Source organism: Streptomyces sp. ME19-01-6, from assembly GCF_033793745.1.
Taxonomy (GTDB): Bacteria; Actinomycetota; Actinomycetes; order Streptomycetales; family Streptomycetaceae; genus Streptomyces.
In genome coordinates this window covers 49,943-72,938 of record NZ_JARAXF010000036.1, presented here as the reverse complement: position 1 = coordinate 72,938, position 22,996 = coordinate 49,943, and the positions used below count along the sequence as shown (strand labels likewise).

18 protein-coding genes are annotated in these 22,996 nt (G+C 73.2%); 8 read left to right on the top strand and 10 right to left on the bottom strand.

Translation table 11 applies throughout. From position 1 onward, the window contains the following. The first annotated feature begins 11 nt into the window (after window positions 1-11). Window positions 12-632, top strand: a complete 621-nt coding sequence (gene idi, locus PV419_RS44170) for an isopentenyl-diphosphate Delta-isomerase (protein ID WP_319698793.1) — start codon at window positions 12-14, stop codon at window positions 630-632. Here idi and PV419_RS44165 read toward each other — a convergent pair. Then, window positions 607-1,122 (bottom strand): ATP-binding protein, encoded by a 516-nt coding sequence (locus PV419_RS44165; protein ID WP_319698791.1) that lies wholly within the window; start codon window positions 1,120-1,122, stop codon window positions 607-609. The genes idi and PV419_RS44165 overlap by 26 nt on opposite strands. Window positions 1,123-1,331: 209 nt before the next feature. Between PV419_RS44165 and PV419_RS44160 the strand changes: the two genes are divergently transcribed. The 4 genes from PV419_RS44160 to PV419_RS44145 all read left to right on the top strand — a co-directional run bounded on the left by PV419_RS44160 (window position 1,332) and on the right by PV419_RS44145 (window position 5,939). Then, complete coding sequence (locus PV419_RS44160) at window positions 1,332-2,111, top strand: enoyl-CoA hydratase/isomerase family protein (protein WP_319698789.1); 780 nt, start codon at window positions 1,332-1,334, stop codon at window positions 2,109-2,111. 102 nt (window positions 2,112-2,213) lie between these two features. Continuing rightward, complete coding sequence (locus PV419_RS44155; protein WP_319698787.1) at window positions 2,214-3,077, top strand: SCO6745 family protein; 864 nt, start codon at window positions 2,214-2,216, stop codon at window positions 3,075-3,077. A gap of 227 nt (window positions 3,078-3,304) precedes the next feature. Beyond that, on the top strand, window positions 3,305-3,442 hold the full coding sequence (locus PV419_RS44150; RefSeq protein WP_319698786.1) for an LPFR motif small protein: 138 nt from the start codon (window positions 3,305-3,307) through the stop codon (window positions 3,440-3,442). A gap of 100 nt (window positions 3,443-3,542) precedes the next feature. Then, a complete protein-coding gene (locus tag PV419_RS44145; protein WP_319698784.1) occupies window positions 3,543-5,939 on the top strand; it encodes a Tex family protein in 2,397 nt (798 codons plus the stop codon). Window positions 5,940-6,030: 91 nt separating this feature from the next. Here the strand turns inward: PV419_RS44145 and PV419_RS44140 are convergent, their stop codons facing one another. Both PV419_RS44140 and PV419_RS44135 read right to left on the bottom strand, forming a co-directional pair. Continuing rightward, window positions 6,031-7,668 (bottom strand): ABC-F family ATP-binding cassette domain-containing protein, encoded by a 1,638-nt coding sequence (locus PV419_RS44140; protein WP_319698782.1) that lies wholly within the window; start codon window positions 7,666-7,668, stop codon window positions 6,031-6,033. 128 nt (window positions 7,669-7,796) lie between these two features. Beyond that, window positions 7,797-8,813 (bottom strand): oxidoreductase, encoded by a 1,017-nt coding sequence (locus tag PV419_RS44135; protein ID WP_319698781.1) that lies wholly within the window; start codon window positions 8,811-8,813, stop codon window positions 7,797-7,799. Between the two features lie 65 nt (window positions 8,814-8,878). On the opposite strand from PV419_RS44135, the gene PV419_RS44130 reads away from it, so the two are divergent. After that, window positions 8,879-9,835 (top strand): FAD-dependent oxidoreductase, encoded by a 957-nt coding sequence (locus tag PV419_RS44130; RefSeq protein WP_319698780.1) that lies wholly within the window; start codon window positions 8,879-8,881, stop codon window positions 9,833-9,835. Between the two features lie 43 nt (window positions 9,836-9,878). On the opposite strand, the gene PV419_RS44125 is transcribed toward PV419_RS44130, so the two are convergent. Both PV419_RS44125 and PV419_RS44120 read right to left on the bottom strand, forming a co-directional pair. Beyond that, a complete protein-coding gene (locus PV419_RS44125) occupies window positions 9,879-11,201 on the bottom strand; it encodes a M14 family metallocarboxypeptidase (RefSeq protein WP_319698778.1) in 1,323 nt (440 codons plus the stop codon). A gap of 106 nt (window positions 11,202-11,307) precedes the next feature. Then, the gene (locus tag PV419_RS44120; RefSeq protein WP_319698858.1) at window positions 11,308-13,287 is read right to left on the bottom strand and encodes a Xaa-Pro dipeptidyl-peptidase; all 1,980 of its coding nucleotides are present in this window, start codon (window positions 13,285-13,287) and stop codon (window positions 11,308-11,310) included. A gap of 206 nt (window positions 13,288-13,493) precedes the next feature. On the opposite strand from PV419_RS44120, the gene PV419_RS44115 reads away from it, so the two are divergent. Then, window positions 13,494-15,029 (top strand): M1 family metallopeptidase, encoded by a 1,536-nt coding sequence (locus PV419_RS44115; RefSeq protein ID WP_319698776.1) that lies wholly within the window; start codon window positions 13,494-13,496, stop codon window positions 15,027-15,029. Here the strand turns inward: PV419_RS44115 and PV419_RS44110 are convergent. From PV419_RS44110 to PV419_RS44095, 4 genes are all read right to left on the bottom strand, one after another. Next, entirely contained in the window at window positions 14,935-15,939 is a 1,005-nt protein-coding gene (locus PV419_RS44110; protein ID WP_319698774.1) for an oxygenase MpaB family protein, read from the bottom strand. The two genes, PV419_RS44115 and PV419_RS44110, sit on opposite strands and share 95 nt — an antisense overlap. Before the next feature lie 25 nt (window positions 15,940-15,964). Continuing rightward, window positions 15,965-17,500, bottom strand: a complete 1,536-nt coding sequence (locus PV419_RS44105) for an ABC transporter substrate-binding protein (protein WP_319698772.1) — start codon at window positions 17,498-17,500, stop codon at window positions 15,965-15,967. Further along, a complete protein-coding gene (locus tag PV419_RS44100) occupies window positions 17,497-19,578 on the bottom strand; it encodes an ATP-binding protein (protein ID WP_319698770.1) in 2,082 nt (693 codons plus the stop codon). The genes PV419_RS44105 and PV419_RS44100 overlap by 4 nt, the downstream gene beginning before the upstream one ends. An 81-nt stretch (window positions 19,579-19,659) precedes the next feature. After that, on the bottom strand, window positions 19,660-19,845 hold the full coding sequence (locus PV419_RS44095) for a hypothetical protein (protein WP_319698769.1): 186 nt from the start codon (window positions 19,843-19,845) through the stop codon (window positions 19,660-19,662). Between the two features lie 79 nt (window positions 19,846-19,924). On the opposite strand from PV419_RS44095, the gene PV419_RS44090 reads away from it, so the two are divergent. Beyond that, the gene (locus tag PV419_RS44090; RefSeq protein ID WP_319698767.1) at window positions 19,925-20,704 is read left to right on the top strand and encodes a MerR family transcriptional regulator; all 780 of its coding nucleotides are present in this window, start codon (window positions 19,925-19,927) and stop codon (window positions 20,702-20,704) included. Here the strand turns inward: PV419_RS44090 and PV419_RS44085 are convergent. Further along, the gene (locus PV419_RS44085) at window positions 20,694-22,904 is read right to left on the bottom strand and encodes a 3-hydroxyacyl-CoA dehydrogenase NAD-binding domain-containing protein (RefSeq protein ID WP_319698766.1); all 2,211 of its coding nucleotides are present in this window, start codon (window positions 22,902-22,904) and stop codon (window positions 20,694-20,696) included. The genes PV419_RS44090 and PV419_RS44085 overlap by 11 nt on opposite strands. Window positions 22,905-22,996 lie beyond the last annotated feature (92 nt).

The following is a 22,996-nucleotide window of genomic DNA, read 5'->3' as shown; positions in this document are numbered from 1 at the left end:
TGAGGACGGTCATGCCAATCACACCCGCCAACGGCCGCACCACCGACACCGCCAGGCCCTCCGCGCCGGGCGCGCCGACCGGTTCCGCGGAGGCGATCATGCTGGAGCTGGTCGACGAGGACGGCAGGACCATCGGCACCGCGGAGAAGCTCTCCGCCCACCTCGCCCCCGGCCGGCTGCATCGGGCCTTCTCCGTCTTCCTCTTCGACGACGACGGGCGACTGCTGCTCCAGCGCCGGGCCCTGGGCAAATACCACTCCCCCGGCGTCTGGTCGAACACCTGCTGCGGCCACCCCTACCCCGGCGAGCCGCCGTTCGTGGCCGCGGCCCGGCGTACGGGTGAGGAGCTGGGGGTGGCGCCCGCGCTGCTGCGCGAGGCGGGCACGGTGCGCTACAACCACCCGGATCCGGTGTCGGGCCTGGTGGAGCAGGAGTACAACCACCTGTTCGCGGGGGTGGTGCGGGCACAGCCGCAGCCGGATCCGCAGGAGATCGGCGAGACCGCCTTCGTCACCCCCGAGGAGCTGACCCGGCTGCTCGAGCGGAACCCCTTCTCGGCCTGGTTCATGACCGTGCTGGACGCGGCCCGGCCGGCGATCCGGGAGGTCACCGGAGCGGCGGCAGGCTGGTAGCGGTCAGGCCGGCCCGGGCGGCCGCGAGCGGCAGCGCGGCCCAGACCACCTTGCCGCCGCTCGCCGTGTGCTGGACGTCGTAGACCCCGCCCTCCTCCTCGGCGATCGTCTGGACCAGTAACAGCCCGCGCCCGCCGGTCCGGCCCTGGTCGGCCATCAGCGCCTTGGGCCGGTAGGGGTGGTTGTCCTCGACCGCGACCCGCACCCAGTCCGGACCGATGGACACCTCCACGGCGATCTCCGGGGAGAGCAGCGCCGCGTGCCGCACGGCGTTGGTGACCAGTTCGGAGACGATCAGCAGGAGGTTCTGTACGAGGTCGTCAGGGGCGGGGACCCGCTGGTGGGCCAGCAGGTCCCGCACCGCGTGCCGGGCCTGTGGAACCGAGGTGTCGAGGGCGGGGGCGGTGAAGCGCCAGACGCCCTCGTAGGCGACCGGCCCGCGAGGCGGGGCCGCGCCCGGTTCAGGAGGGACGCTCCCGACGATCTCCATGTCCGATCCCCACCCATCGCCGCAGCCCGACCACTCGTCATCGAGTGTTGGGAACGTGTTGGTACGGACCGGCTAACTGAGCGCAAGTCGCCCCCTATCGACGGTTTTTGACCGCGTGCGTATGCCAGAGTCACTCGCTCGACTGTTCCTGCCCGGCTTGCTTCCGGCGATGCCGACAGTCGCTCGAGCGGCCGGATACGATCCGCGACATGGAGCCCTGCCTGCAGCACGACGTCACCGATGGCATAGCGACCGTCGTGATCCGCAATCCCGCCAAGCACAACGCGCTGACCCCCGGCATGTGGCGCGCGCTGCCCCCGCTGCTCGAGCGGCTGGCCGCCGACCCGGCCGTGCGGGCGCTGGTACTCACCGGGGAGGGGGACACCTTCAGCACGGGCGCGGACATCGGCTCGCTCGGCACGACCTACGAGGAGACGACGGCGCTGGCACTGCCCGCGGAAGAGGCCCTGGCCGGCTTCCCCAGGCCGACGCTCGCCGCGGTGCGCGGCTACTGCGTGGGGGGCGGCTGCCAGTTGGCCGCCGCCTGCGATCTGCGGTTCGCCGAGCAGGGCGCCCGCTTCGGGATCACCCCGGCCAGGCTCGGGATCGTCTACGCGCCCTCGTCCACCCGGCGGCTGATGGACCTGGTCGGCCCGGCGACCGCCAAATACCTGCTGCTCTCCGGCGAGCTGATCGGCACCGAGCGGGCGCTGCGGACGGGGCTGGTGGACGAGGTGCTGCCGCCGGACGGGCTGGGCGAGCGGGTGGCGGAGTTCACGCGGGTGCTGCTGTCCCGGTCCGCGCTCACCCAGACGGCGGCCAAGGAGTTCACGTCCGGGCCCGTCGACCCGGCGCGCCTGGAGTACTGGCGGGACCAGGTGCGCGGCAGCGACGAGATCGGGGAGGGCATCGCCGCCTTCCTCGAACGGCGCGCCCCGCGCTTCGGCTGGACGCCCCCGACGCCGGCCGACGCCGGTGCCCCGGTGTAGCACCTCGTCCCCTACGCCACGTCCTGCGCGACCACGTCCCTGTACGACCACGGCGCCCCCGGGCCCGGCGCGCCCACTTGTACCCGTAAGTAACATACGATCATGACCTCACTTCCCGAGCGTGCCGCGCGGCGCTGCCACGCCGTCGTCAACCCCATCCACTCGACCGTCTACTTCGCGCCCGACTTCACGCGAGAGCTCCAGCGGCTGGGGGTCGAGGACCGGGGCGCCGACTACTTCGTCAACCGCGCGGCGGCGTTCGGCCGCGTCGGGGCCGGGACCGTCTCCGCGACCTTCTTCAACTTCAAGCACGACCTCATCGCCCGGCACCTCCCCGCCGTCTGGGACGTGATCTCCCCCGAGGCCGCGCTGGCGGCCCGGCTGCGCGCGGCCGACAGCGTGCTGCGGCGGCTGCTCGGCGACGACGCGGTGTCCTCGAAGGAGATGGCCGAGGCCGCGGAGCTGGCGCTGCGCGCCACGCAGGCGTGTTCCCGCGCCGCCCGCCCCCTGTATGCCGCGCACGCCGACCTCCCCGTCCCCGACGCCCCGCACCTGGCCTACTGGCACGCCGCCACGCTGCTGCGCGAGCACCGCGGCGACGGCCATCTGATGACCCTCCTGGGCGCCGGGCTCGATCCCGTGGAGGCGCTGGCCAGCCATACGGCGAGCGGCAGGGGCATGTCCCCGAAGTGGATCCTGCGGTCGAGGGGCTGGTCGGCCGAGGAGTGGGCGGCCGCGCAGGAGCGGCTGCGGGAGCGCGGACTGCTGGCGGCCGACGGGGAGTTGACGCCGGCGGGCACAGAGCTGCGCAAGGCCCTCGAGGACGAGACGGACCGGCTGGACCGGGCCCCGTACGAGCACCTCGGGGCGGCGGGTGTGGCGCGGCTGACGGAGCTGGCGGGCGCCTTCACCCAGACCGCGATCGAGGCGGGCGGGTTCCCCGCGGACCTCATCGGTAAGCGCTGAGCGGCATCGGCCGGCGCTGAGCGGCGGCGACAAGCGCTGAGCGACGGCGGGCGGTTTGCCGACGGCATGTTGGGATACCCGCCCGTCGAGGACGATCGGCGGCCCGCCAAGGCGCTCAACCGCGCGCCGCGCACGCCGGCGACAAGCCCGTGTCCCGCGCTGCGTACGGCGCCCGGCGGCGGCTGCCGACCGTGTACCCGTCCGAAGACCGACCAAGAGGAGGTCTCGTGTTCCGCGCGATCGCCGATGTGCTCCGCGCCATCGGATCGACACTCGCAGCCGTGGTGACGCTCCCCTTCCGTGCCCTCGCCCGCCTCTTCGGCGGGGCCTCACGGGCCGGAACGAGCCGCCGCAGGCACGTCTGATCACCCGCCCCGCGGCCGGGACGCGCCGGTCGCGCCCGCTTGTGTCAGTGCCACCTGCCACAATGCAGATCGCAGCGCAGACAGAAAGCGGAGCGTGATCGTGACGACGTCCATCGAAGGCAGGATCGCCGAGGAGCTCGGCGTACGGGAGCGGCAGGTGAGGGCCGCCGTCGAGCTGCTCGACGGCGGCTCGACCGTGCCCTTCATCGCGCGCTACCGCAAGGAAGCGACCGAGATGCTCGACGACGCGCAGCTGCGCACCCTCGAGGAGCGGCTGCGCTATCTGCGGGAGCTGGAGGAGCGGCGCGCCGCGATCCTGGAGTCGGTCAGGTCCCAGGGCAAGCTCGACGAGGCCCTGGAGGCACAGATCCTGGCCGCGGACTCCAAGGCCCGGCTGGAGGACATCTACCTCCCCTTCAAGCCGAAGCGCCGTACGAAGGCGCAGATCGCGCGGGAGGCCGGGCTCGAGCCGCTGGCCGAGGGGCTGCTCGGCGACCCCTCCGTGGATCCGCTGGCCGCCGCGGCCGCCTTCGTCGACGCGGAGAAGGGGGTCGCGGACCCCGCCGCCGCGCTGGAGGGCGCGCGGGCCATCCTCACCGAGCGGTTCAGCGAGGACGCGGACCTCATCGGCGAGCTCCGCGAGCGCATGTGGACGCGGGGGCGGGCGGCCACCAAGGTGCGGGAGGGCAAGGAGGAGGCGGGCGCGAAGTTCGCCGACTACTTCGACTTCGCCGAGCCGTTCACGGAGCTGCCCTCGCACCGGGTGCTGGCGATGTTCCGCGGCGAGAAGGAGGAGGTCCTCGATCTCGCCCTGGAGCCGGAGGAGCCCTCCGAGGAGGCGGGCCCCACCTCGTACGAGCGCAGCATCGCGCAGCGCTTCGGCATCGCCGACCGGGGCCGCCCGGCCGACAAGTGGCTGGCCGACACGGTGCGCTGGGCCTGGCGCACGCGGGTCCTGGTGCACCTCGGCATCGACCTGCGGTTGCGGCTGCGGCAGGCCGCCGAGGACGAGGCGGTGCGCGTCTTCGCCGCCAACCTGCGCGATCTCCTCCTCGCCGCCCCGGCCGGCACCCGCGCCACGATGGGCCTGGACCCCGGCTTCCGTACGGGGGTGAAGGTGGCCGTGGTCGACGCGACGGGCAAGGTGGCCGCGACCGACACGATCTACCCGCACGTCCCGCAGAACAAGTGGGACGAGTCCCTCGCCAAGCTGGCGCGACTGGCGCGCGAGCACGACGTCGACCTCATCGCGATCGGCAACGGCACGGCGTCCCGCGAGACCGACAAGCTCGCGGGCGAGCTGTGCGGCAAGCACCCGGAGCTGAAGCTCACCAAGGTGATGGTCTCGGAGGCCGGCGCCTCCGTGTACTCCGCCTCGGCCTTCGCCTCCCAGGAGCTGCCCGGCCTGGATGTCTCGCTGCGCGGCGCCGTGTCCATCGCCCGGCGGCTGCAGGACCCGCTCGCCGAGCTGGTCAAGATCGACCCGAAGTCGATCGGCGTCGGCCAGTACCAGCACGACCTGTCCGAGGTGAAGCTCTCCCGCTCACTCGACGCGGTCGTCGAGGACTGTGTGAACGGCGTCGGGGTCGACGTCAACACCGCCTCCGCGCCGCTGCTCAGCCGGGTCTCGGGCATCGGCGGCGGGCTCGCGGAGAACATCGTCGCCCACCGCGACGCCCATGGCCCCTTCCGCAGCCGCAAGGCGCTCAAGGACGTGCCCCGGCTCGGCCCCAAGGCATATGAGCAGTGCGCGGGCTTCTTGCGCATCCGCGGCGGCGACGACCCGCTGGACGCCTCCAGCGTGCACCCGGAGGCGTATCCGGTGGTGCGGTCGATGGCCTCCTCGGCGGGCGACGAAGTGGCCTCGCTCATCGGCAACACGGCCGTGCTGCGCAGGCTCAGGCCGGAGCAGTTCGTGGACGACACCTTCGGTCTGCCCACGGTCACCGACATCCTGAAGGAGCTGGAGAAGCCCGGCCGCGACCCGCGGCCCGCGTTCAAGACCGCGACCTTCAAGGAGGGCGTCGAGAAGATCGGCGACCTGGCCTCCGGGATGATCCTGGAGGGCGTGGTCACCAATGTGGCCGCGTTCGGCGCGTTCGTCGACGTCGGTGTGCACCAGGACGGCCTCGTGCATGTCTCCGCGATGTCCAAGACGTTCGTCAAGGACCCGCGGGACGTGGTGAAGCCGGGAGACATCGTGCGGGTGAAGGTCCTGGACGTGGACATCCCGCGCAAGCGGATCTCACTGACGCTGAGGCTGGACGACGAGGCGGGCGCGGGGTCGGGCGGAGGCCGGGACCGCAACCGGGACCGCTCCGCCCAGGACGCCCGCGGTCCCCGCGACGGCGGCGGCCGCCGCGGCGCCCCTCAGCAGCGTCAGGGCGGTGGCCGAGGGCAGCGTGGCGGATCCGGAGGCCGCGACGCGGCCCCGGCCAACGGCGCGATGGCGGACGCGCTGCGGCGGGCGGGGCTGCTGGACCCCAAGAAGCGGTAGGCCTGCCGGCGAAGTCGGGCGACGGGACGGGGCCGCCTCCGGGCGGCCCCGTCCCCCACCGTGCGTCAGGGGCAGCTCAGGGGTTCGCCGGTCAGACCTCGGTGACGTGGCCGTCCACGACCTGGAGGCGGCGGGTGGTGCGCACCGCGTCGAGCATCCGGCGGTCATGGGTGACCAGCAGGAGCGTGCCGGTGTAGGAGGCCAGCGCGGACTCCAGTTGCTCGATGGCGGGCAGGTCCAGGTGGTTGGTGGGCTCGTCCAGGACGAGCAGGTTGACGCCGCGGGCCTGGAGCAGGGCGAGCGCCGCGCGGGTGCGTTCACCCGGGGACAGGGTGGACGCGGGCCGCAGCACATGGTCGGCCTTGAGGCCGAACTTCGCCAGCAGCGTGCGCACCTCGGCCGGCTGCAGCTCCGGCACCGCCGCGCCGAAGGCGTCCATCAGCGATTCTCCGCCGAAGAACAGGGCACGCGCCTGGTCGATCTCGCCGACCACCACGCCCGGTCCGAGCGCCGCCGCGCCCGCGTCCAGCGGGAGGCGGCCGAGCAGCGCGGCCAGCAGCGTGGACTTGCCGGAGCCGTTGGCTCCGGTGACCGCGACCCGGTCCGCCCAGTCGATCTGGAGGTCGACGGGGCCGAAGTGGAATGCGCCGCGCCGCACCTGAGCACCGCGCAGGGTCGCCACCACCGCGCCCGAGCGCGGCGCGGCGGCGATCTCCATCCGCAGCTCCCACTCCTTGCGCGGCTCCTCGACCACGTCCAGCCGCTCGATCATCCGGTCGGTCTGACGCGCCTTGGCGGCCTGCTTCTCGGTGGCCTCGACCCGGGCGTTCCGCCCGATCTTGTCGCCGTCGGTGGCCTTGCGGCGGGCGTTCTTGACGCCCTTCTCCATCCAGGCGCGCTGGGTGCGGGCCCGGGTCTCCAGGGTGGCGCGGGTGTTCGCGTACTCCTCGAAGCGCTCGCGGGCGTGACGGCGAGCGGTCTCGCGCTCCTCCAGATAGGAGGCGTAGCCACCGCCGTAGAAATTCACCTGCTGCTGGGCGAGGTCGAGTTCGAGGACCTTGTCGACCGTGCAGGCGAGGAACTCGCGGTCGTGGCTGACCAGCACCGTGCCGGCGCGCAGTCCCTGGACGAAGCTCTCCAGGCGTCGCAGCCCGTCCAGGTCCAGGTCGTTCGTCGGCTCGTCGAGCAGGAAGACGTCGTAACGGCTGAGCAGCAGCGAGGCGAGCCCGGCGCGCGCCGCCTGCCCGCCCGACAGGGCGGTCATCGGCCGGTCCAGGGAGATGTCGAGCCCCAGCGAGGCCGCGACCTCGTCGGCGCGCTCGTCCAGGTCGGCGGCGCCGAGCCCGAGCCAGCGCTCCAGGGCCGTGGCGTAGGTGTCGTCGGCGCCGGGCGCGCCGTCGACCAGCGCCTGGGTGGCGGCGTCCAGCGCGGCCTGGGCGGCGGCCACGCCCGTGCGCCTGGCCAGGAAGTCCCGTACGGTCTCGGCCGGCCGCCGCTCGGGCTCCTGCGGCAGATGGCCCACGGTCGCATGCGGCGGGCTGAGCCGCACGGCCCCGTGCTCGGGGTCGCTCAGCCCGGCCAGCAGCCGCAGCAGCGTGGACTTTCCGGCGCCGTTGGCACCGACGAGACCGATCACCTCCCCGGGCGCCACGACCAGGTCGAGGCCGGAGAAGAGGGTGCGGTCGCCGTGGCCCGCGGCGAGGTCCTTGGCGACGAGAGTGGCAGTCATCAGAGCGCCGATCCTAACCGGAGCGGTGCGGTGGCTGTCGCGCGGTTTTCCGGGAGCGGGCGCCGGGAGGCGGTGCCGGGGACGGCTGCCGGGAGCGGGGTCGGGGCGCCGGGGGCGGCGGCTGCCGGTCAGCGGGCAACCGGGGTCACCGGGGTCACGAGGACGGTGCTGGAGGTGCGGGCGACCACGAAGGCGTCCCCGCGCACGGCCCGCGCGTCCAGGGGGATGCGGTGGGTGCCCGGCTCCAGCTGTTCGTCGAACAGGGCGTGGGTGCGCGGGCGGCCGAGCCGGCCGAGGCGGTGGGCGAGGAGCCGCACCCGGCACGGGGAGACGACATCGAGCAGCACCTGGGCGCCCTCGGCCCTGAGCCCGGCCAGCCGCCGCTGGTCCTGGGGGGAGCGGTCAAGGGCCTGTTCGATCCGGGCGACGAGGAGGGGGACGATCGGGGCCGACTCGGCGACGAAGACCGCGTCGGAGCCCGCCGCCGCGAACGCATCGCGCACGGCCGCGCGCTCCTCGGGGCCTACCGACCGGCCGAAGGCCACGGCGCCGTATCCGCGCAGCTCGTCGGCGTGGGCGGCCGCCGCGTCCCGGGTGACCTCGGCGCCGATGCCGATGGTGCGCAGCGCCGCGGCGAGCTTGGCGAGGAAGGCGACGCGCTGCCCCACGAGCAGCACCCGGCGCCCCGCCGGGGCCTCGCGTGCGAGCAGCCGCTCCAGCTCGGCGCGGTACTGCCCGCCGCGGAAGCGGTACGGACCGACGTCGGGGTAGAGGTCGGGGGTGTCGTCGGTCTGCCAGGCGAAGTCGCGCCAGACGACGTCCGGCCCGTCGCGCTCGATGACCGCCGTGACCACACCGCACTCCAGGCCCTCGCACTCGGGGCAGCCGTAGATGACACGGCGGCCGGCGGGCAGCGGCGCCTCGGTCTCCAGCAGCAGGCCGCGCACATGGGCGGTGAAGATGGTGGGGCCGAGGTCGGCGGCGAGCGGTGAGACCGCGTCGAGGTCGGCGAGGCGCGACAGCAGCGGTCTGCCGTCGACGATGAAGTCCAGGAAATCGCGGTGTATCCGGTACGCGCCCTTGGACAGCACGCCGCCGGCGCGCATCGCCGGCCCGAGGCCGAAGGTCGCGTACTGGGAGATCATGCCCCAAGTATTCCCATATCGGGGCACGGTCAGCGCGCAGCGCGCCCTGTCGGTAACCTCCGGGCATGACGAGCGATGCGGTAGTCGTCGGGGCCGGGGTCATCGGTCTGACCAGTGCCATCGTGCTGGCCGAGAGGGGCCGGCGGGTAGCGGTGTGGAGCCGGGATCCGGCCGGGGCCACCACCTCGGCGGTGGCCGGCGGGCTGTGGTGGCCGTACCGCGTCCAGCCGTCGGAGAAGGTGGGCGCCTGGTCCCTGCGTACGCTCGGCGTGTTGGCCGAACTGGCCGCCCGGCCCGAGGAGACCGGCGTCCGGATGGTCGACGGGACGCAGGCGGGCATCGGCCTCGGGGACCTCGGCCCCTGGGCCACCGAGGTGCCGGGGCTGCGCCCGGCGCGCCGCGAGGAGCTGCCGGAGGGTTGGACCCACGGCCTGCGGGCGCGGATTCCGGTGGTCGACATGTCGACCCATCTCGGCTATCTGCGGCGGCGGCTCGAGGCGGCGGGCGGCAGCGTCGAGCAGCGCGCCGTGGCCGATCTGGCCGAGGCCGCCCGGGAAGCGCCGCTCGTCGTCAACTGCACCGGCCTCGGCGCCCGCGACCTGGTGCCGGACGCCGAGGTGCGCCCGGTGCAGGGCCAGTTGGTGATCGTCGAGAACCCGGGCATCGACGAGTGGTTCGTGGCCGCCGACCCGGGCTCGGCGGACACGCTGTACGTACTGCCCCAGCCGTACGGGGTGATCCTCGGCGGCACCGCCCGGGAGGACGTCTGGGACCTGACGCCCGACCCGGCGACGGCCGAGGCCATCGTGGCCCGCTGCGCCCGCGTTCACTCGCGGCTGGCCGGCGCGCGTGTCATCGGGCACCGGGTGGGGCTGCGCCCGGCCCGGTCGCGGGTGCGGCTGGAGGCGGACACCGCGGCGGGCGGCGTCGGACTTCCCCGGCTCCTGCACAACTACGGACACGGCGGGGCGGGTGTCACCGTCGCCTGGGGTTGCGCGGAGGAGGCCGCGGGGCTGGGATGAGGAAACGAGCCCGGCAGCAGGTATCAGCGGGCGTCAGCGGCTGTCAGCAGGAATCGACCGGTCGCCCCTCGGTCAGGTGATAGGTGGCGCGGCCGTCGAGGAGCAGCGGCACCAGCGCGCGCAGCGACTGGCGCAGCGGTACGAAGGCGCCGTCATCGCCGCCGTGCCGGGGCCGCGCCGTGACGCCGTGCAGTGCGAGTTCGTCCTTCACCTGCGCGTACTGTCCGGCGTCCAGCAGATAGCCGCACGGCGGGTCGGCCAGGGTCTCGTCCGCGCCCGCCGGATCGTTGTCGCCGCCGCCGAGATAGACCGGGCCGCGGTCGGCGTAGCCGGCCAGCCGGGCGCGGGTGGTGGCGGCCTCGATGCGCCCGCGTCGCTCGTCGGTGAAGGCGAAGGCGCCGTCGAGCGCGGCGAGCTGGGAGCTGACCCGGCGCCGGTTGTTGACCACGGGGTCGGCCTTTTCGGCGTCGGTGAGCGGGTCGACCCGCGTCTCGACGAGGAGGCCGACGGAGTTCTTGACCCCGGCGGTGTTGCGCAGGATCCGCTCCTGGCCGTCGCCCGCGACCTGCTTGATGGGATTGCCGGTTTCCGGGTCGGTCCAGATACCGTAAACGCCGGTGCTGAAGCCCGCGTGCTCGGCGTGCGGCCGGACGTATGAGTCGGAGAGCGTGCGTGCCTCCTGGTGCACGGCGTCCGCGGTGTTGAGGTTGCGCGGCCACAGCGCCAGCAGGTCCTTCATGTAGTACGGGACGGTGGCCCCGTACTCGTGGAGGTCGTAGACGGTGTCGGGCCGCCAGTCGCGGAGGACGGCGGCCGCCGCGCGGGACTCCGCGGTCTTGAGGGCGATGTGGTCGCGGTTGATGTCGACGCCCTCGGAGTTCTCGCGGGTGTCGGCGGCGCGGCCGTCGGGGTTCGCGGTAGGGATGACGAGGACGTTGGTGCGCTCCAGGAAGCGCTTGGTCCGCGCGTCCTTGGCGTAGCCGAGGTCGCGGACGGTGGACAGACATGCCTCGCGGCCGGACGGCTCGTCGCCGTGCTGTGAGCAGATGAGCAGCAGCGAGTTGGCGCCCCCGGTGCGGGCCGGGGCGGCGGGCGCGCCGATCCGCACCAGGCGCAGCGGGCGGCCCTGCGCGGTGGTGCCGATGCGGTCGACGGCGACGCGCGCGCTCGCGGCGTCGACCGCGGCGAGGAAGCGCTCCTCCTCCGGCTCGGTGGTCCAGCGCGCGCCGTGGCTGGCCTCGAAGCCGGTACGGGGCTTGGGAGTTCCGGCGTGTGCGGGCGCGCTGAGGAACGACGTGGTCAGCAGCGCGACGGCGCCGACCGCCGCGGCGCGGATCAGGGGGATGCGGGAGAACGCGGGTGTCACGGAGTCGGGTCTCCTTGCAGGAATCGGATCAAGGGGTGCGGGGCCGGGAGTGTCCAGGGGGTGTCCGGTGGGTCGCCGCGGCGCCGGGGAGCCCCGTCGGACACCCCTAGGGCAGCCGGGCCGTCCGGCGCGGTTCGGCGACGCCCTTCAGCGGGGCGGCGTCGGGCGAGGCGGTGGCGGCGTCGGCCGGGGGGCCCGCGGTGGCCCGGGCGAGCGCCGGGGCGCCACCGGTCAGGGGCAGCCGGGCCCGGGTGCGGGCCAGGTCGACCGTGACCGTGGGCGTGGTGTCCGCCGGTTCGATCAGGCCCGCGTCCGTACCGGCGACGATGAGGGCCAGCCGATGGCCCGCGGGGACGGTGTGGTCCGTGGCGGCGAGGTCGAGGGTGATGGTGTAGGGCTTGCCGGGGGTCAGCGGGCGGCCCTTGCCGTCGTTCGCCCAGTGGCCGAGGTCGGCCCAGCCGCGGCTGAGGACGGTGTAGTCGACGCTCGCCGTGTCCGCCTCGGTCCGCTTGAAGCAGGCGCTGTCGCCCGCCGTGCCGCTGCCCCAGCAGGTCCGGTCGGCGAGGGTGCGGATGCCCTCGCCGTCGCCGGTGTAGTTCCTGATGGTGTCCGGGCCGAGGTCCACCACGACCGCGGACAGATGCGCGGAGGAGGTGGAGGAGGTCGCGGTGACCGTGACCGTGCCCGAGCCCGCGAGCCGCAGGTCCTTCTTCAGCGGCGCGGTGGCGAACCCTGCCTTGGCGGCCGTCGGCTGGTCGATGTGCGCGGCCCAGTCGGCCTCGTTCAGACTCGGGTCGTCGGTGAACGTCTCGGTGGCGCCTGGCTCGGCCGGCTCGGTGCCGAGGACGCCGACGCCGGGGGTCTGGCCGGAGCGCGGCCGCAGCGTGGCCGGGCGGGTGCCGGCGGGCGGCCAGGAGCGGTCGGTGGACCAGCGGTCGGGGGCGCGTTCGACGTCGGCCATGGGCTCGCGCTCGATGCCGTTGTCGATGCCGAGCAGATAGTGGTCGAACCAGCGGTGCAGGGTGCGCACCCAGTCCGCGCGGCGGAAGTCGAAGGGGTCGACGTGCCCGGTCTGCGAGAGCCAGATCTTGCGCTCCACACCGGCGTCGGCGAGCGCGTTCCACCACTGACCGAGGTGTTTGGTGCGGACGTTGAGGTCCTGCATCCCGTGAACGGCGAAGACGCTGGCCCGCACCTTGCCGGCGCTGGGGACGTAGTCGCGCCCGGTCCACAGGCCGGTCCAGTCGCCGTTGCGCGGGGCGCCGTCGACGAGCTGTCGCTGTACGGCGGCGCAGCGCGCGTGTGCGCCGCCGCTCTCGACGGCGTCCGCGAGGCCGTCGGGGCCACTGTCGAAGAGCGGTGCGCCCTTGGCGAAGTAGTAGTCGTACCAGGAGGAGATGGCGCCGATCGGCACGATGGTCTTCAGGCCCTTGACGCCGGTGGCCGCGACGCCGTTGGCGACGGTCCCGTCGTAGCTCTTTCCGATCATGCCGGTGGCGCCGTTGGACCAGCCGGCCGTGACGGTCATGCCGCCGGTGCGGGTGGTGTAGCCGGTGCCGCGGCCGTTCAGCCAGTCGACGACGGCCTTGGCGGACTGGATGTCGGAGCGGCCGCCTATGTCCACACAGCCGTCGGAGCGGTTGGTCCCGGCGAGGTCGACCAGGACGGTGGCGTAGCCGCGCGGCACGAAGTAGTTGTCGTAGAAGAGCGGGAAGAGGACGGGCTTGCCGGCCGCGTCATAGGTCTTCTTCTGGCTCTCGTTGCCGCGTCCGCAGCACGAGTAGTACGGACTCGCATCCATGATCACGGGGATGCGGCGGCCCTGCCGGGCGGGTTCGCTCGGCCGCACGATGTCGACGGCGACCCGGTCGGTCTTCCCATCCGAGTCGCCGTCCAATCCGGTGTCCACCCATACGGATTCACGGATGGCATTGTCGTATGAGTAGACCGGTCTGCTCTCCCACTCGGCGGCCTGGGCGGCCGGTGGGCCGAGGGGCGGTATGAGCGTCGCGGCGAGGGCCGCCAGGGCGGCGGCCGCGAGCGGTCGGAGCGCTATCCGTGTTCTTGCGCGGCGGGGCTTCCGCATACGTAGCAGCACGGGCGGACCGTAGCGCGAGTCAACTCCCGTGCAGAAGAGGGCACTCGGATCTCCGCAGGGCCAAGGTGACCACCGATGTCGACCGGATGTCGATCGTGTGTCGTCCAAGGTGATGGACAGGAGGGGCCTCGGCGAGTACCTAGGGTCTGCAGTGATCGTTCTCCCCGACTTCTCCCCGACGAGTTGGAGGATCCGTGCGCCACAGACTCACCGTCCCGAGCGCGGCCGCCGCGTGCCTGCTGCTGGCGGTCCCGGCCTCGGCGGCCGACGCCACCCCGGGCGCGCCCGGTATCGGGGACTCGTACTACCCCAGCTACGGCAACGGCGGGTACGACGTCTCCCACTACGACCTGCGGCTGACATACCAGCCGGCCACCGACCGCCTGGAGGGCACGGCGACGGTCGTGGCCACCGCCACCCAGGACCTGTCCCGCTTCAACCTCGACTTCGCCCTCGAGGTGAGCGAAGTGCTGGTGGGCGGCAAGAAGGCGGCGTTCGCGGCGAAGGGCGACCACGAACTGGAGATCACCCCGGCCGCCCCGCTCGACTCCGGCCGCCCCTTCACCGTCGTCGTGCGCTACCGCGGCACGCCCTCCAAGGTGCAGGTGGGCGGGTATACGGCCTGGCTGCGCACCCCGGACGGCGGGGTCGCGGCGAATGAGCCGGAGGCGGCGTGGTGGTGGTTCCCGAGCAATGACCACCCGCTCGACAAGGCCACCTACGACGTGTCGGTCGCGGTGCCCGACGGGACACAGGCGATCAGCAACGGCACGCTGCAGTCCACCACTTCACGGCTGGGCTGGACGCGCTACAGCTGGCGCTCCAACAGGCCCCAGGCCACCTATCTCGCCACCCTCGCCGTCGGCAGGTTCGACATCACCACCGACACCACCGCGAACGGCCTGCCGGTCATCAACGCGTACAGCAAGGACCTGGGCGACAACGCGGGCGCGGCGCGCGCGAGCGTCGAGCGGACGGCCGAGGTCGCGGACTGGCTCAGCGGGATCTTCGGCCCCTATCCCTTCAACGCGCTCGGCGGCTATGTGCCCAATGTGCAGACGGGGTACGCGCTGGAGACCCAGACCCGTCCGTTCTACAGCCCCCGGCAGTTCGGAGGCGGCTCGAACGTCTCGGTGGTGGTCCATGAGCTCGCCCACCAGTGGTACGGCGACAGCGTTTCGATGAAGGACTGGCGCGACATCTGGGTCAACGAGGGCTTCGCGCGCTACGCGCAGTGGCTGTGGTCGGAGAAGGAGGGCGAGGGCACGGCGCAGGAGCTCGCGGACTACGTGTACGCGCAGCATCCGGCCGAGGACGCGTTCTGGACGGTCAAGCCGGGGGACCCGGGGCCGGACAACCAGTTCCACTCCGCGGTGTACGACCGCGGGGCGATCGCGCTGCAGGCGCTGCGGAGCGAGGTCGGCGACGACGACTTCTTCACGATCCTCAAGGGGTGGCCGACGGAGCGGCGCTACGGGAACGGGTCGGTGCGCGACTTCGAGACGTACGCCGAGAAGGTCTCGGGCCGGCCGCTCGGAGACCTCTTCGACACCTGGCTGTTCACGCCGTCCAAGCCGGGCGCACCGGCCGCGCGGGCGAACGGGATCGGGGCGGACGGGATCGGGGCGGACGCGGCTACGGACGCGGGTGCGGGCGTGGCCGTGGCGCGGCCGAAGTCGTGGAAGGCGATCCATGCGACGGACACCGTCCACGGCGGTGGGAGCCGCTGACGCTCCCCAGGCGAGGCCCCTGCCGGGGCCTCGCCCCTCGGCGCCGCGCCTCGCGGCGGGCCTCGCGGGCGAGAGGGAGGTAGCGCAGGCGCTCGGGAAGGAACGGGACCAGCAGGCTGACGGCCCGGCCGAAGCGGCGCAGCCTGCGCTCCTGCGCCGCGCTCCACGGCAGACCGATCGCCCGGCGCGCCTCCGGCGGGATGAGGCCGACGGTCAGGAAGGAACGGAAGCGGGCGAAGGGCGGGAGCAGCAGGGGCCAGGCGGCGCGCAGCGCGAGCCGCAGCGGGCGCGGGCCGACGTCGGGCGGGGGCAGGGAGCCGTCGGGCGCGGTGAGCTCGCGGGCGACCGGCGTGGCCTCGAGGTCGTGGGCCAGCACACCCCGGTAGTACGGCCAGAAGTCCTCGGCCGTGCGCGGCACGTCGCGGTCGTCGATGCCCAGGACGCGGCCGATCCTCAGCCACTCCGCGTACAGCTCCAGCTCCTCGGCCCGGGTGAACGGGCGGCGGCCGAGCACGCGCTGGGCGTGCAGATAGACCGGGTAGCCGGACGCGTGCACCCACAGATAGCAGGCGGGGTCCAGCGCCCGGTAGGGGCGGCCGTCGGCGTCCACGCCCCGGACGGCCCGGTGCAGCTCGCGCAGCCTGCGGCCCTCCGCCGCCGCCCGCTCCCCGCCGTACACCCACAGCTGCATCGAGCGCAGCGAGCGCTCGCCGCGCCCCCAGGGGTCGGTGCGGAAGACGGAGTGCTGGTCCACGCCCGCGCCCACCCCCGGATGCGCCACCTGCATGGCCATGGCGGCGGGGAGGGCGAGGACGCTGCGCAGCTCGCCCTGGAGGGACCACAGGATGCCGCCGCCGGGCGGCGGCTCGGGGCCGCCCGGCGTCGTACGGCTGTCCCTGGCGGTGGCCACACCTCCAGTATGTTCCGCGCCGCCGCTACGGGGAGACGGTGCCGCGGTACACGTAGTGGGCGCCCTCGGCGGGGCTGAGCTCCACCAGGGCCATGGGTTTACCCTTCGGATTCCCCCGCTCGTCGAAGGCGATCAGGCCGCTGAGGCCGGGCAGCTCGGACCGCTTCCCGACCTGCAACAGCATGTTCCGCACCCCTGCCGCGTCCACCGCCTCCTTCCCCTGCGGGGCCTCCGCGAGGCGGGCGGCCTTGCCCAGGCAGAGCACCGCGTCGTGCCCCATCATCGCCTGGCCGTTCTGCAGCTCCTGGTCGCCGCCGAATCCGACGTCGTGGTAGGCCTTCCGGAAGGCGGGATAGGGGTTGTCGCCGCGGCGGGGATAGATCTTCGCCGCGGCGTCGGGATGGGCGTAGGCGGTGTAGAGGACCTTGATGCGGCTGTGCTTCCAGCGGGTGAGCACATCACCGGCGACCGCGAGCCCGTCCTTCGCCGTGGGGTCGAAGAAGACACCTATGGCGCTGGAGCCGGAGAGCACCGTGAGATCGCACCGCCTCCCGGGCGCCGTGAGGGCCTGGAGGAAGTACTTCAGCTCCCGTCCGCGACCGGCGAAGTAGACGGCCTTGACCGACCGTTCCGGAAGGCAGATGGTCTCGGCGATCGAGGCGAGGGCGGTTTCGGTCGAGGTGCTGCCGGAGACGAAGGAGTGTCCTTCCTCGGTCACCAGCTTCACCCCCTCGGCGCGCCGCGCCCGGTCGAAGTCCTGGTCGAGGGTCTCGTTGTACGAGTCGTCGTGCTTGATGTCCTTGACGACCTCGACCCGGAAGCGCGGGTCGTCGTCCTGCCGGCCCTTCAGATATTTGGCGGCGATGGCGGTCTGGTCCCGGTTGGGCGAGGACACCCGGAAGAACACCGGCTTCTCGGCGGACAGCCCGTCGGCCGCGACCGTCGCGCCGACCATCGGGATCTCCGCCTCGCGCAGCGCGTCCACGGCGGACTTCGTGGTCTCCAGGCTCTGCCCGAAGCCCGCGACCCCCACCAGATTCTCTTCCTTGGACATCCTGATCAGCTGGTCCACGAGCGGCCGCCACTGCTCTCCGCCCTGTCCGCTGTTGGCGAGCAGCAGCTTGATCTGCGGGGTGCGGCCGTGGCCGCTTTCGGGGTCGTTGAGCTCGCGCTGCGCCAGATACGCGCCCTCGATGGCCTCCCGGACCACCTCCGGCCCGCGGTCGTTGGCGCGCGGCCCGCCCTTTCTGCTCGTCATGGACTCGGTGTAGGCGACCGCGACCCAGGGGTCGCCCGACTTCTCCACCCTGCGGTTCTCGGCGCGGATCTGCTCACTGACCTTCCCGAGCTCGGGGCTGAAGACGTACGAGCCGTCGCTCACTCCGACGCACTCGTCGCCCGGCCCTCGCTTCCAGACTCCCTCGGCACAGCGCGCGGGCCCGGGGTCGCGGAGCAGCCAGACGCCCGCCAGGACGAGGCAGGCGACGACGGCCAGGGCCACCACGGCCCACAGGCCGCGCCGGGACGGGGGTCTCGGTGGCACGTACACTCTGCCGCTCACCACGGTTTCCCTTCGTACTGCGCCGCCTTCGCCAGCAGCGTGCGGTCCCAGCTCACGCTCTCCGTGTGCGCCGCCAGTGTCCTGAAGCGGGCGGCGATCTCCCCGTACAGCTCGGCGTACAGGTCGCCGAGCGGATCGCGGTACGGGTCCCCGACCCGGTCGGTGGTGGGGGCCGGCCGTGGCTCGGGGCTGATCCAGCTCGCCGCCAGCAGGCGGGTGACGGTGCGCAGCCGGCTCTCGATCTCGCCTTCGTTGAGGAAGTCGACGAGCGCCTCGTAGCGCTCCCAGGGCGGCCGGTGGGGGGCGTCGGGGCCGAGCGGGCGCAGCGGTGCCCGGCGCAGCCGGCACAGCTCCGCGCACCAGTCCTCCGCGGCGATCAGGCCGAAGCGCTCGTTCAAGTAGCCCGCCGCGGCGGGCAGATCGCCCAGGGCGAGCGCGTGGTAGGCGGCCAGGCCGGGCTTTCCGGCCTCCTGGGCCTGGGCGCGCAGCGCGGCGTGCGTCGCGTCCCAGCCGTCCGGGCCGGTTTCGCCCCGCGCGGGGTCCAGCGCGGCGAGCTTGCGCAGCAGCAACCGGCGCAGCACCGGGTGGAGCGTCTCGGTCCGTCCGTCGGCGGCCCGGTCGCCGGTGTCGAGGTGCATCGTGCACAGCACATCCGCGCAGAAGTCGTCGAACTCCTTCTGCACCGCCGCGTTGGCCTCGCCCCACAGCTGTCCGGCGACTCCCGCGTGCGCCAGGTCGACGGACGCGGCCGCGCGGGTGAGCGCCCGGATCAGCTCTCTGCTCGCGTCGATGGGCAGCAGCCGGCCCAGGAGGCCGTCCACCAGTTCCCCGGACGGATCGAGAACCTGCCGCAGCCGCTCGTCCCAGTCCGTGGTGGTGCCGCGGCCGAGCAGCGCCTCCAGCAGCGCGGCGGTGGCGGCGGGCTGCCCCCGGGTCAGCTCGTACGCCGCCCAGCCGAGCCACTTGACGCCGCTGTCGACCCGCGGCGCCCGTACGTCGCGCCCGGCCGCCCGCAGCACCTCCTTGGCCTGCCGCTCGACCTCTAGCCGGCGCAGATCGCGCAGCTGTCCGACGCACAGCCCTCTGACGACCTGGGCCGGCCGGAACTCCTCACCGCTGTCCCAGCGCCCCGGGTACGCGCCGGGCTGGGGCGCCCCGCCCCACGCGTGGTCCTCGAACACCCTGGGGTAGCTGCCCGCCGCGGCCACGACCACCAGCGGGTCCGGATCGTCGGCCTCCCGGCGCGCCTCCAGCAGGTGCTCGAGGAAGTCGCTGCCGAGAGTGGAGTCGACGTTGTCCAGCAGCACCAGGCAGCGCGAAGTGCGCCGCCGGTCACCGCCGCGGGTCCGGTAGGCCCGGCGCAGGTCGTCCAGAAAGGCCGCGAAGAGCACCGCCTCGGCCCGCTTGCGCTCCTCGTCCTCGCCGGCGCCGTAGCGCTGGTTGAGTTCGAGGAGAAAGGTGTCATGAGACTGCTGCGGCGCGGTGCGGCGGGTCCGGCGGAGCCGCTGGCGGGTGCGCAGCCGCCCCCAGCCGCGCTGCCACTCGGGCAGCAGCGGCAGGGCGGCGCCGACCAGCCCGGGCGCGCCGACGGCAGTGGCCACGGCGTCCGCGAGCCGGCCCAGCACCTCCAGGCGGCGGCTCTCCGGACCGGCCAGCGCATCCGCCATGTCCCGTACGGCGGTGTCCCGGTCGATTCCGTCCACCTCGGCGGCCACGGCCATGACCAGCAGGCCGAACGAGGGGAAGGCCAGCTTGGGGAAGTCGGCCTTGCGCGCGTTGAGCCGGAAGACCAGACCGGTGAGCGCGTCGATCGGCTTGCCGCCCTTCTGGCCCAGGTCGGCCAGGTCGAGGCGGGCGACGGGCGCGCGCTCGGCCCATCGCTCCAGGTGGCGCAGCAGGGTGGTCTTGCCGCTGCCGCGCGGGCCGAGCAGCAGGGTGGCGTCGAGCTGTGGGCCGGGTGCGCGGGCCCGGCCGAGGCCGGGCCCGCGCCCGCCGTCACTCTCGCGCCTCAGCCTCGCTTCGACATAGGCCTCCACGGCCCGGTCCCGCTCGGACTCCCCCGCCCACTCGCGGCGCATGGCACTCCCCCGTCCCCCCGGTGCCGTGTTCGCACATGTGTCTTCCTACGAAAGCGCCCATCGAGCGGAGATACAAGACGTTCATTCGTTCGGCACATCCTCCTTCCCGGTGAGCGGACGCAGCGTCAGGGTGTAGTCGTACGGCTGGTCGGCCTTGCCGTCCCGCCGCGGGCCGCTTTTGTTCTCTTCCGCGCGCGGGATCTCGACCTCGGCCCGCAGGGTCGCGTCCCGAGGTACGAACCGGCGTCGCCGACGGAGGGGCTTCACACCGATGGTGAGACAGCAATACTGGACAACCGACCGAGAACCCCGATCATGCACCAGGGCGGAGAGTGAGGCGCGGCACATGGCGACCCCCGACACGGCCACCACCGGCACCGAGGAACCGACGCTCACCGTCGACGAGTTGGCGGCCCGCGCCGGGGTGACGGTCCGTACGGTGCGCTTCTACGGCACGCGCGGGCTGCTGCCGCCGCCCGTGCTCGGCCCGCGCCGCGTCGGCCGCTACGGCCCCGAACATCTCTCCCGCCTCGCGCTGATCGAGGAGCTCCAGCACCACGGCATGACCCTGTCCGCCATCGAGCGCTATCTGCGGCAGCTGCCGCCCGACCTCAGCGCGGACGACCTGGCCGTCCACCGCGCCCTGGTGGCCTCCTGGGCGCCCGAAGCGCCGGAGGAGGCGTCCCGGGAGCAGCTGGCCCGGCGGGCCGGGCACCCGCTGTCGGAGCAGGACATCGACCGGCTGGCCGCGCTGAACGTGCTGGAGCGCACCGATGACCCGGACGTCTTCCGTATCGACCCCGGCGTGCTGCACCTGGGCATGCGGCTGCTGGAGGTGCCCATCGCGCTGGAGACCATTCTCGCGGCCCAGACGGTCGTCCTCGAACACACCCGGTCCGCGGCCCGCGAGCTGAGCAGGCTCTTCCGCGACGAGGTGTGGGGGCCGGACCACGAGAGCGGGTCCGGCCCGTCCGGCCCCGAGCGGGTGAAGGCCAAGAAGTCGCTGTCCGCGCATATGCAGCCGCTGGTGGTGCAGGCGCTGGTGATCGCCTTCCAGCGGTCGATGAAGAGCGAGCTGCGCGGCTGGTACGGGCAGGACGAGCCGGAAGCCCCCATCAGTCCGTGAACCGCTCGCCCTTCCCCGCCTTGTCCAGCAGCAGCTCCGGGGGCGCGAAGCGGTCGCCGTACCGGTCCTGGAGCTCGCGGGCGCGCGCCACGAAACCGGGCAGCCCGCCCTCGTAGCCGTTGATGTACTGCAGCACGCCGCCGGTCCAGCCGGGGAAGCCGATGCCCAGGATCGAGCCGATGTTCGCGTCGGCGACCGAGGTCAGCACGCCCTCCTCCAGGAGCCGGACCGTGTCGAGCGCCTCGGAGAAGAGCATCCGCTCCTTCATGTCCTCGAACGGCACCGCGACATCCGGCTGGGTGAAGTGCTCGCGCAGGCCGGGCCAGAGACCGGCGCGCTCGCCCGTCGCCTCGTCATAGACGTAGAACCCGGCGCCCCCGGCGCGGCCCGGACGCCCGAACTCCTCGACCATCCGGTCGATGACCCCGTCGGCGGGGTGCGGCCGCCAGGTGCCGCCCGCCTCCTCGACGGCCCGCCGCGTCTCCTCGCGGATCTTGCGCGGCAGGGTCAGGGTCAGCTCGTCCATCAGCGCCAGCACCTTGGCGGGGTAGCCGGCCTGGGCGGCGGCCTGTTCGACGGACGCCGGGTCGACGCCCTCCCCCACCATCGCCACGCCCTCGTTCATGAACTGGCTGATGACGCGCGAGGTGAAGAAGCCGCGCGAGTCGTTGACCACGATCGGGGTCTTGCGGATCTGCCGCACCAGGTCGAAGGCGCGGGCCAGGGCCTCGTCGCCGGTCCGCTCGCCCTTGATGATCTCCACCAGCGGCATCTTGTCGACGGGCGAGAAGAAGTGCAGCCCGATGAAGTCGCCGGGGCGCTGGACGCCCTCCGCGAGCAGGGTGATGGGGAGGGTGGAGGTGTTGGAGCACAGCAGGGGGTACCCCCGAACGGAGTTTGGGGGAGCGTCGGGCGCGACGATGCCCTCGATCTCCTGGAAGACCTTGTGCTTGAGCGCCGGGTCCTCGAAGACCGCCTCGATGACCGCTTCACAGCCGGCCAGATCGCCCGGGTCGGCGGTGGGGGTGATGCGGGCGAGCAGCGTGTCCCGCTCGGCCTCGGTCGTACGGCCCTTGGCGAGGGCTTTGTCGAGCAGCCCCTCGGCATAGGCCTTGCCCTTGGCGGCGGCCTCCTGCGACACGTCCTTCAGGACGACGTCGATGCCCGCCTTGGCGCAGGAGTAGGCGATGCCCGCGCCCATCATCCCGGCGCCCAGCACGCCCACCCTGCGGACCTGGCGCGGCGCGACGCCCTCGGGCCGGCTGGCACCGGAGTTGACCGCCTGCAGATCGAAGAAGAACGCCTGGATCATGTTCTTCGAGGTCTGGCCGGTGACCAGGTCCACGAAGTACCGGGCCTCGATGATCTGCGCGGTCTCGAAGTCGACCTGGGCCCCCTCGACGGCGGCGGCCAGGATATTGCGGGGCGCCGGGTAGGGGGCGCCGTTCAGCTGCTTCCGCAGATTGGCGGGGTAGGCGGGCAGGTCGGCGGCGAACTTCGGGTGCGCGGGGGTGCCGCCGGGGATCTTGTAGCCCTTGACGTCCCAGGGCTGCTGCGATGCGGGGTGGGCGTCGATGAAGGCGCGGGCCTTGGCCAGCATCTCCTCCGGGGAGTCCGCGACCTCGTGCACCAGGCCCGCCTCCAGCGCCCGCCGCGGGGCGTACTGCCGGCCCTCGAGCAGGACCGTGAGCAGCGCGTCGGCGACGCCGAGCAGCCGGACCGTACGGGCGACGCCGCCGCCGGCCGGGAGCAGGCCCAGGGTCACCTCGGGGCAGCCGATCTTGGAGCCGCGGGCGTCGAGGGCGACGCGGTGGTGGCAGGCCAGGGCGATCTCGAAGCCGCCGCCGAGGGCGGCGCCGTTGATCGCGGCGACGACCGGCTTGCCGAGGGTCTCGATGCGGCGCAGGCCGCGCTTGATCTCCATGCTCGTGTCGTACGCCCGCTGGGCGTCGCCCGGCCCGAGCTTGATCATGTCCTTGACGTCGCCACCCGCGAAGAAGGTCTTCTTGGCGGAGGTGACGACGATGCCGCGGATCGAGTCCCGCTCGGCCTCCAGGCGGTCGGCGACCGCGGTGAGGGAGGAGACGAAGGCGGCGTTCATGGTGTTGGCCGACTGATGGGGGTCGTCCAGGACGAGGGTCACGATGCCGTCGTCGCCGCTCTCCCAGCGGATGGCGGACGCGGTGGTGGGGCTGCTCATGGTTCGGGGTCTCCCTGGAAGTCGTGGCGTGCGGGCCGACGGCTGGGGCCTAGTGCCCCGTCAGCCAAGGTTTGCCCCGCTCGCCGCCCTGG

Coding starts and splice junctions, on each gene's coding strand:
- PV419_RS44140 (WP_319698782.1), bottom strand. CDS start 7,668: ATGACTGCCACTCTCGTCGCCAAGGACCTCGCCGCGGGCCACGGCGAC.
- PV419_RS44155 (WP_319698787.1), top strand. CDS start 2,214: ATGACCTCACTTCCCGAGCGTGCCGCGCGGCGCTGCCACGCCGTCGTC.
- PV419_RS44090 (WP_319698767.1), top strand. CDS start 19,925: ATGGCGACCCCCGACACGGCCACCACCGGCACCGAGGAACCGACGCTC.
- PV419_RS44120 (WP_319698858.1), bottom strand. CDS start 13,287: ATGCGGAAGCCCCGCCGCGCAAGAACACGGATAGCGCTCCGACCGCTC.
- PV419_RS44100 (WP_319698770.1), bottom strand. CDS start 19,578: ATGCGCCGCGAGTGGGCGGGGGAGTCCGAGCGGGACCGGGCCGTGGAG.
- PV419_RS44165 (WP_319698791.1), bottom strand. CDS start 1,122: ATGGAGATCGTCGGGAGCGTCCCTCCTGAACCGGGCGCGGCCCCGCCT.
- PV419_RS44135 (WP_319698781.1), bottom strand. CDS start 8,813: ATGATCTCCCAGTACGCGACCTTCGGCCTCGGGCCGGCGATGCGCGCC.
- PV419_RS44085 (WP_319698766.1), bottom strand. CDS start 22,904: ATGAGCAGCCCCACCACCGCGTCCGCCATCCGCTGGGAGAGCGGCGAC.
- PV419_RS44130 (WP_319698780.1), top strand. CDS start 8,879: ATGACGAGCGATGCGGTAGTCGTCGGGGCCGGGGTCATCGGTCTGACC.
- idi (WP_319698793.1), top strand. CDS start 12: ATGCCAATCACACCCGCCAACGGCCGCACCACCGACACCGCCAGGCCC.
- PV419_RS44160 (WP_319698789.1), top strand. CDS start 1,332: ATGGAGCCCTGCCTGCAGCACGACGTCACCGATGGCATAGCGACCGTC.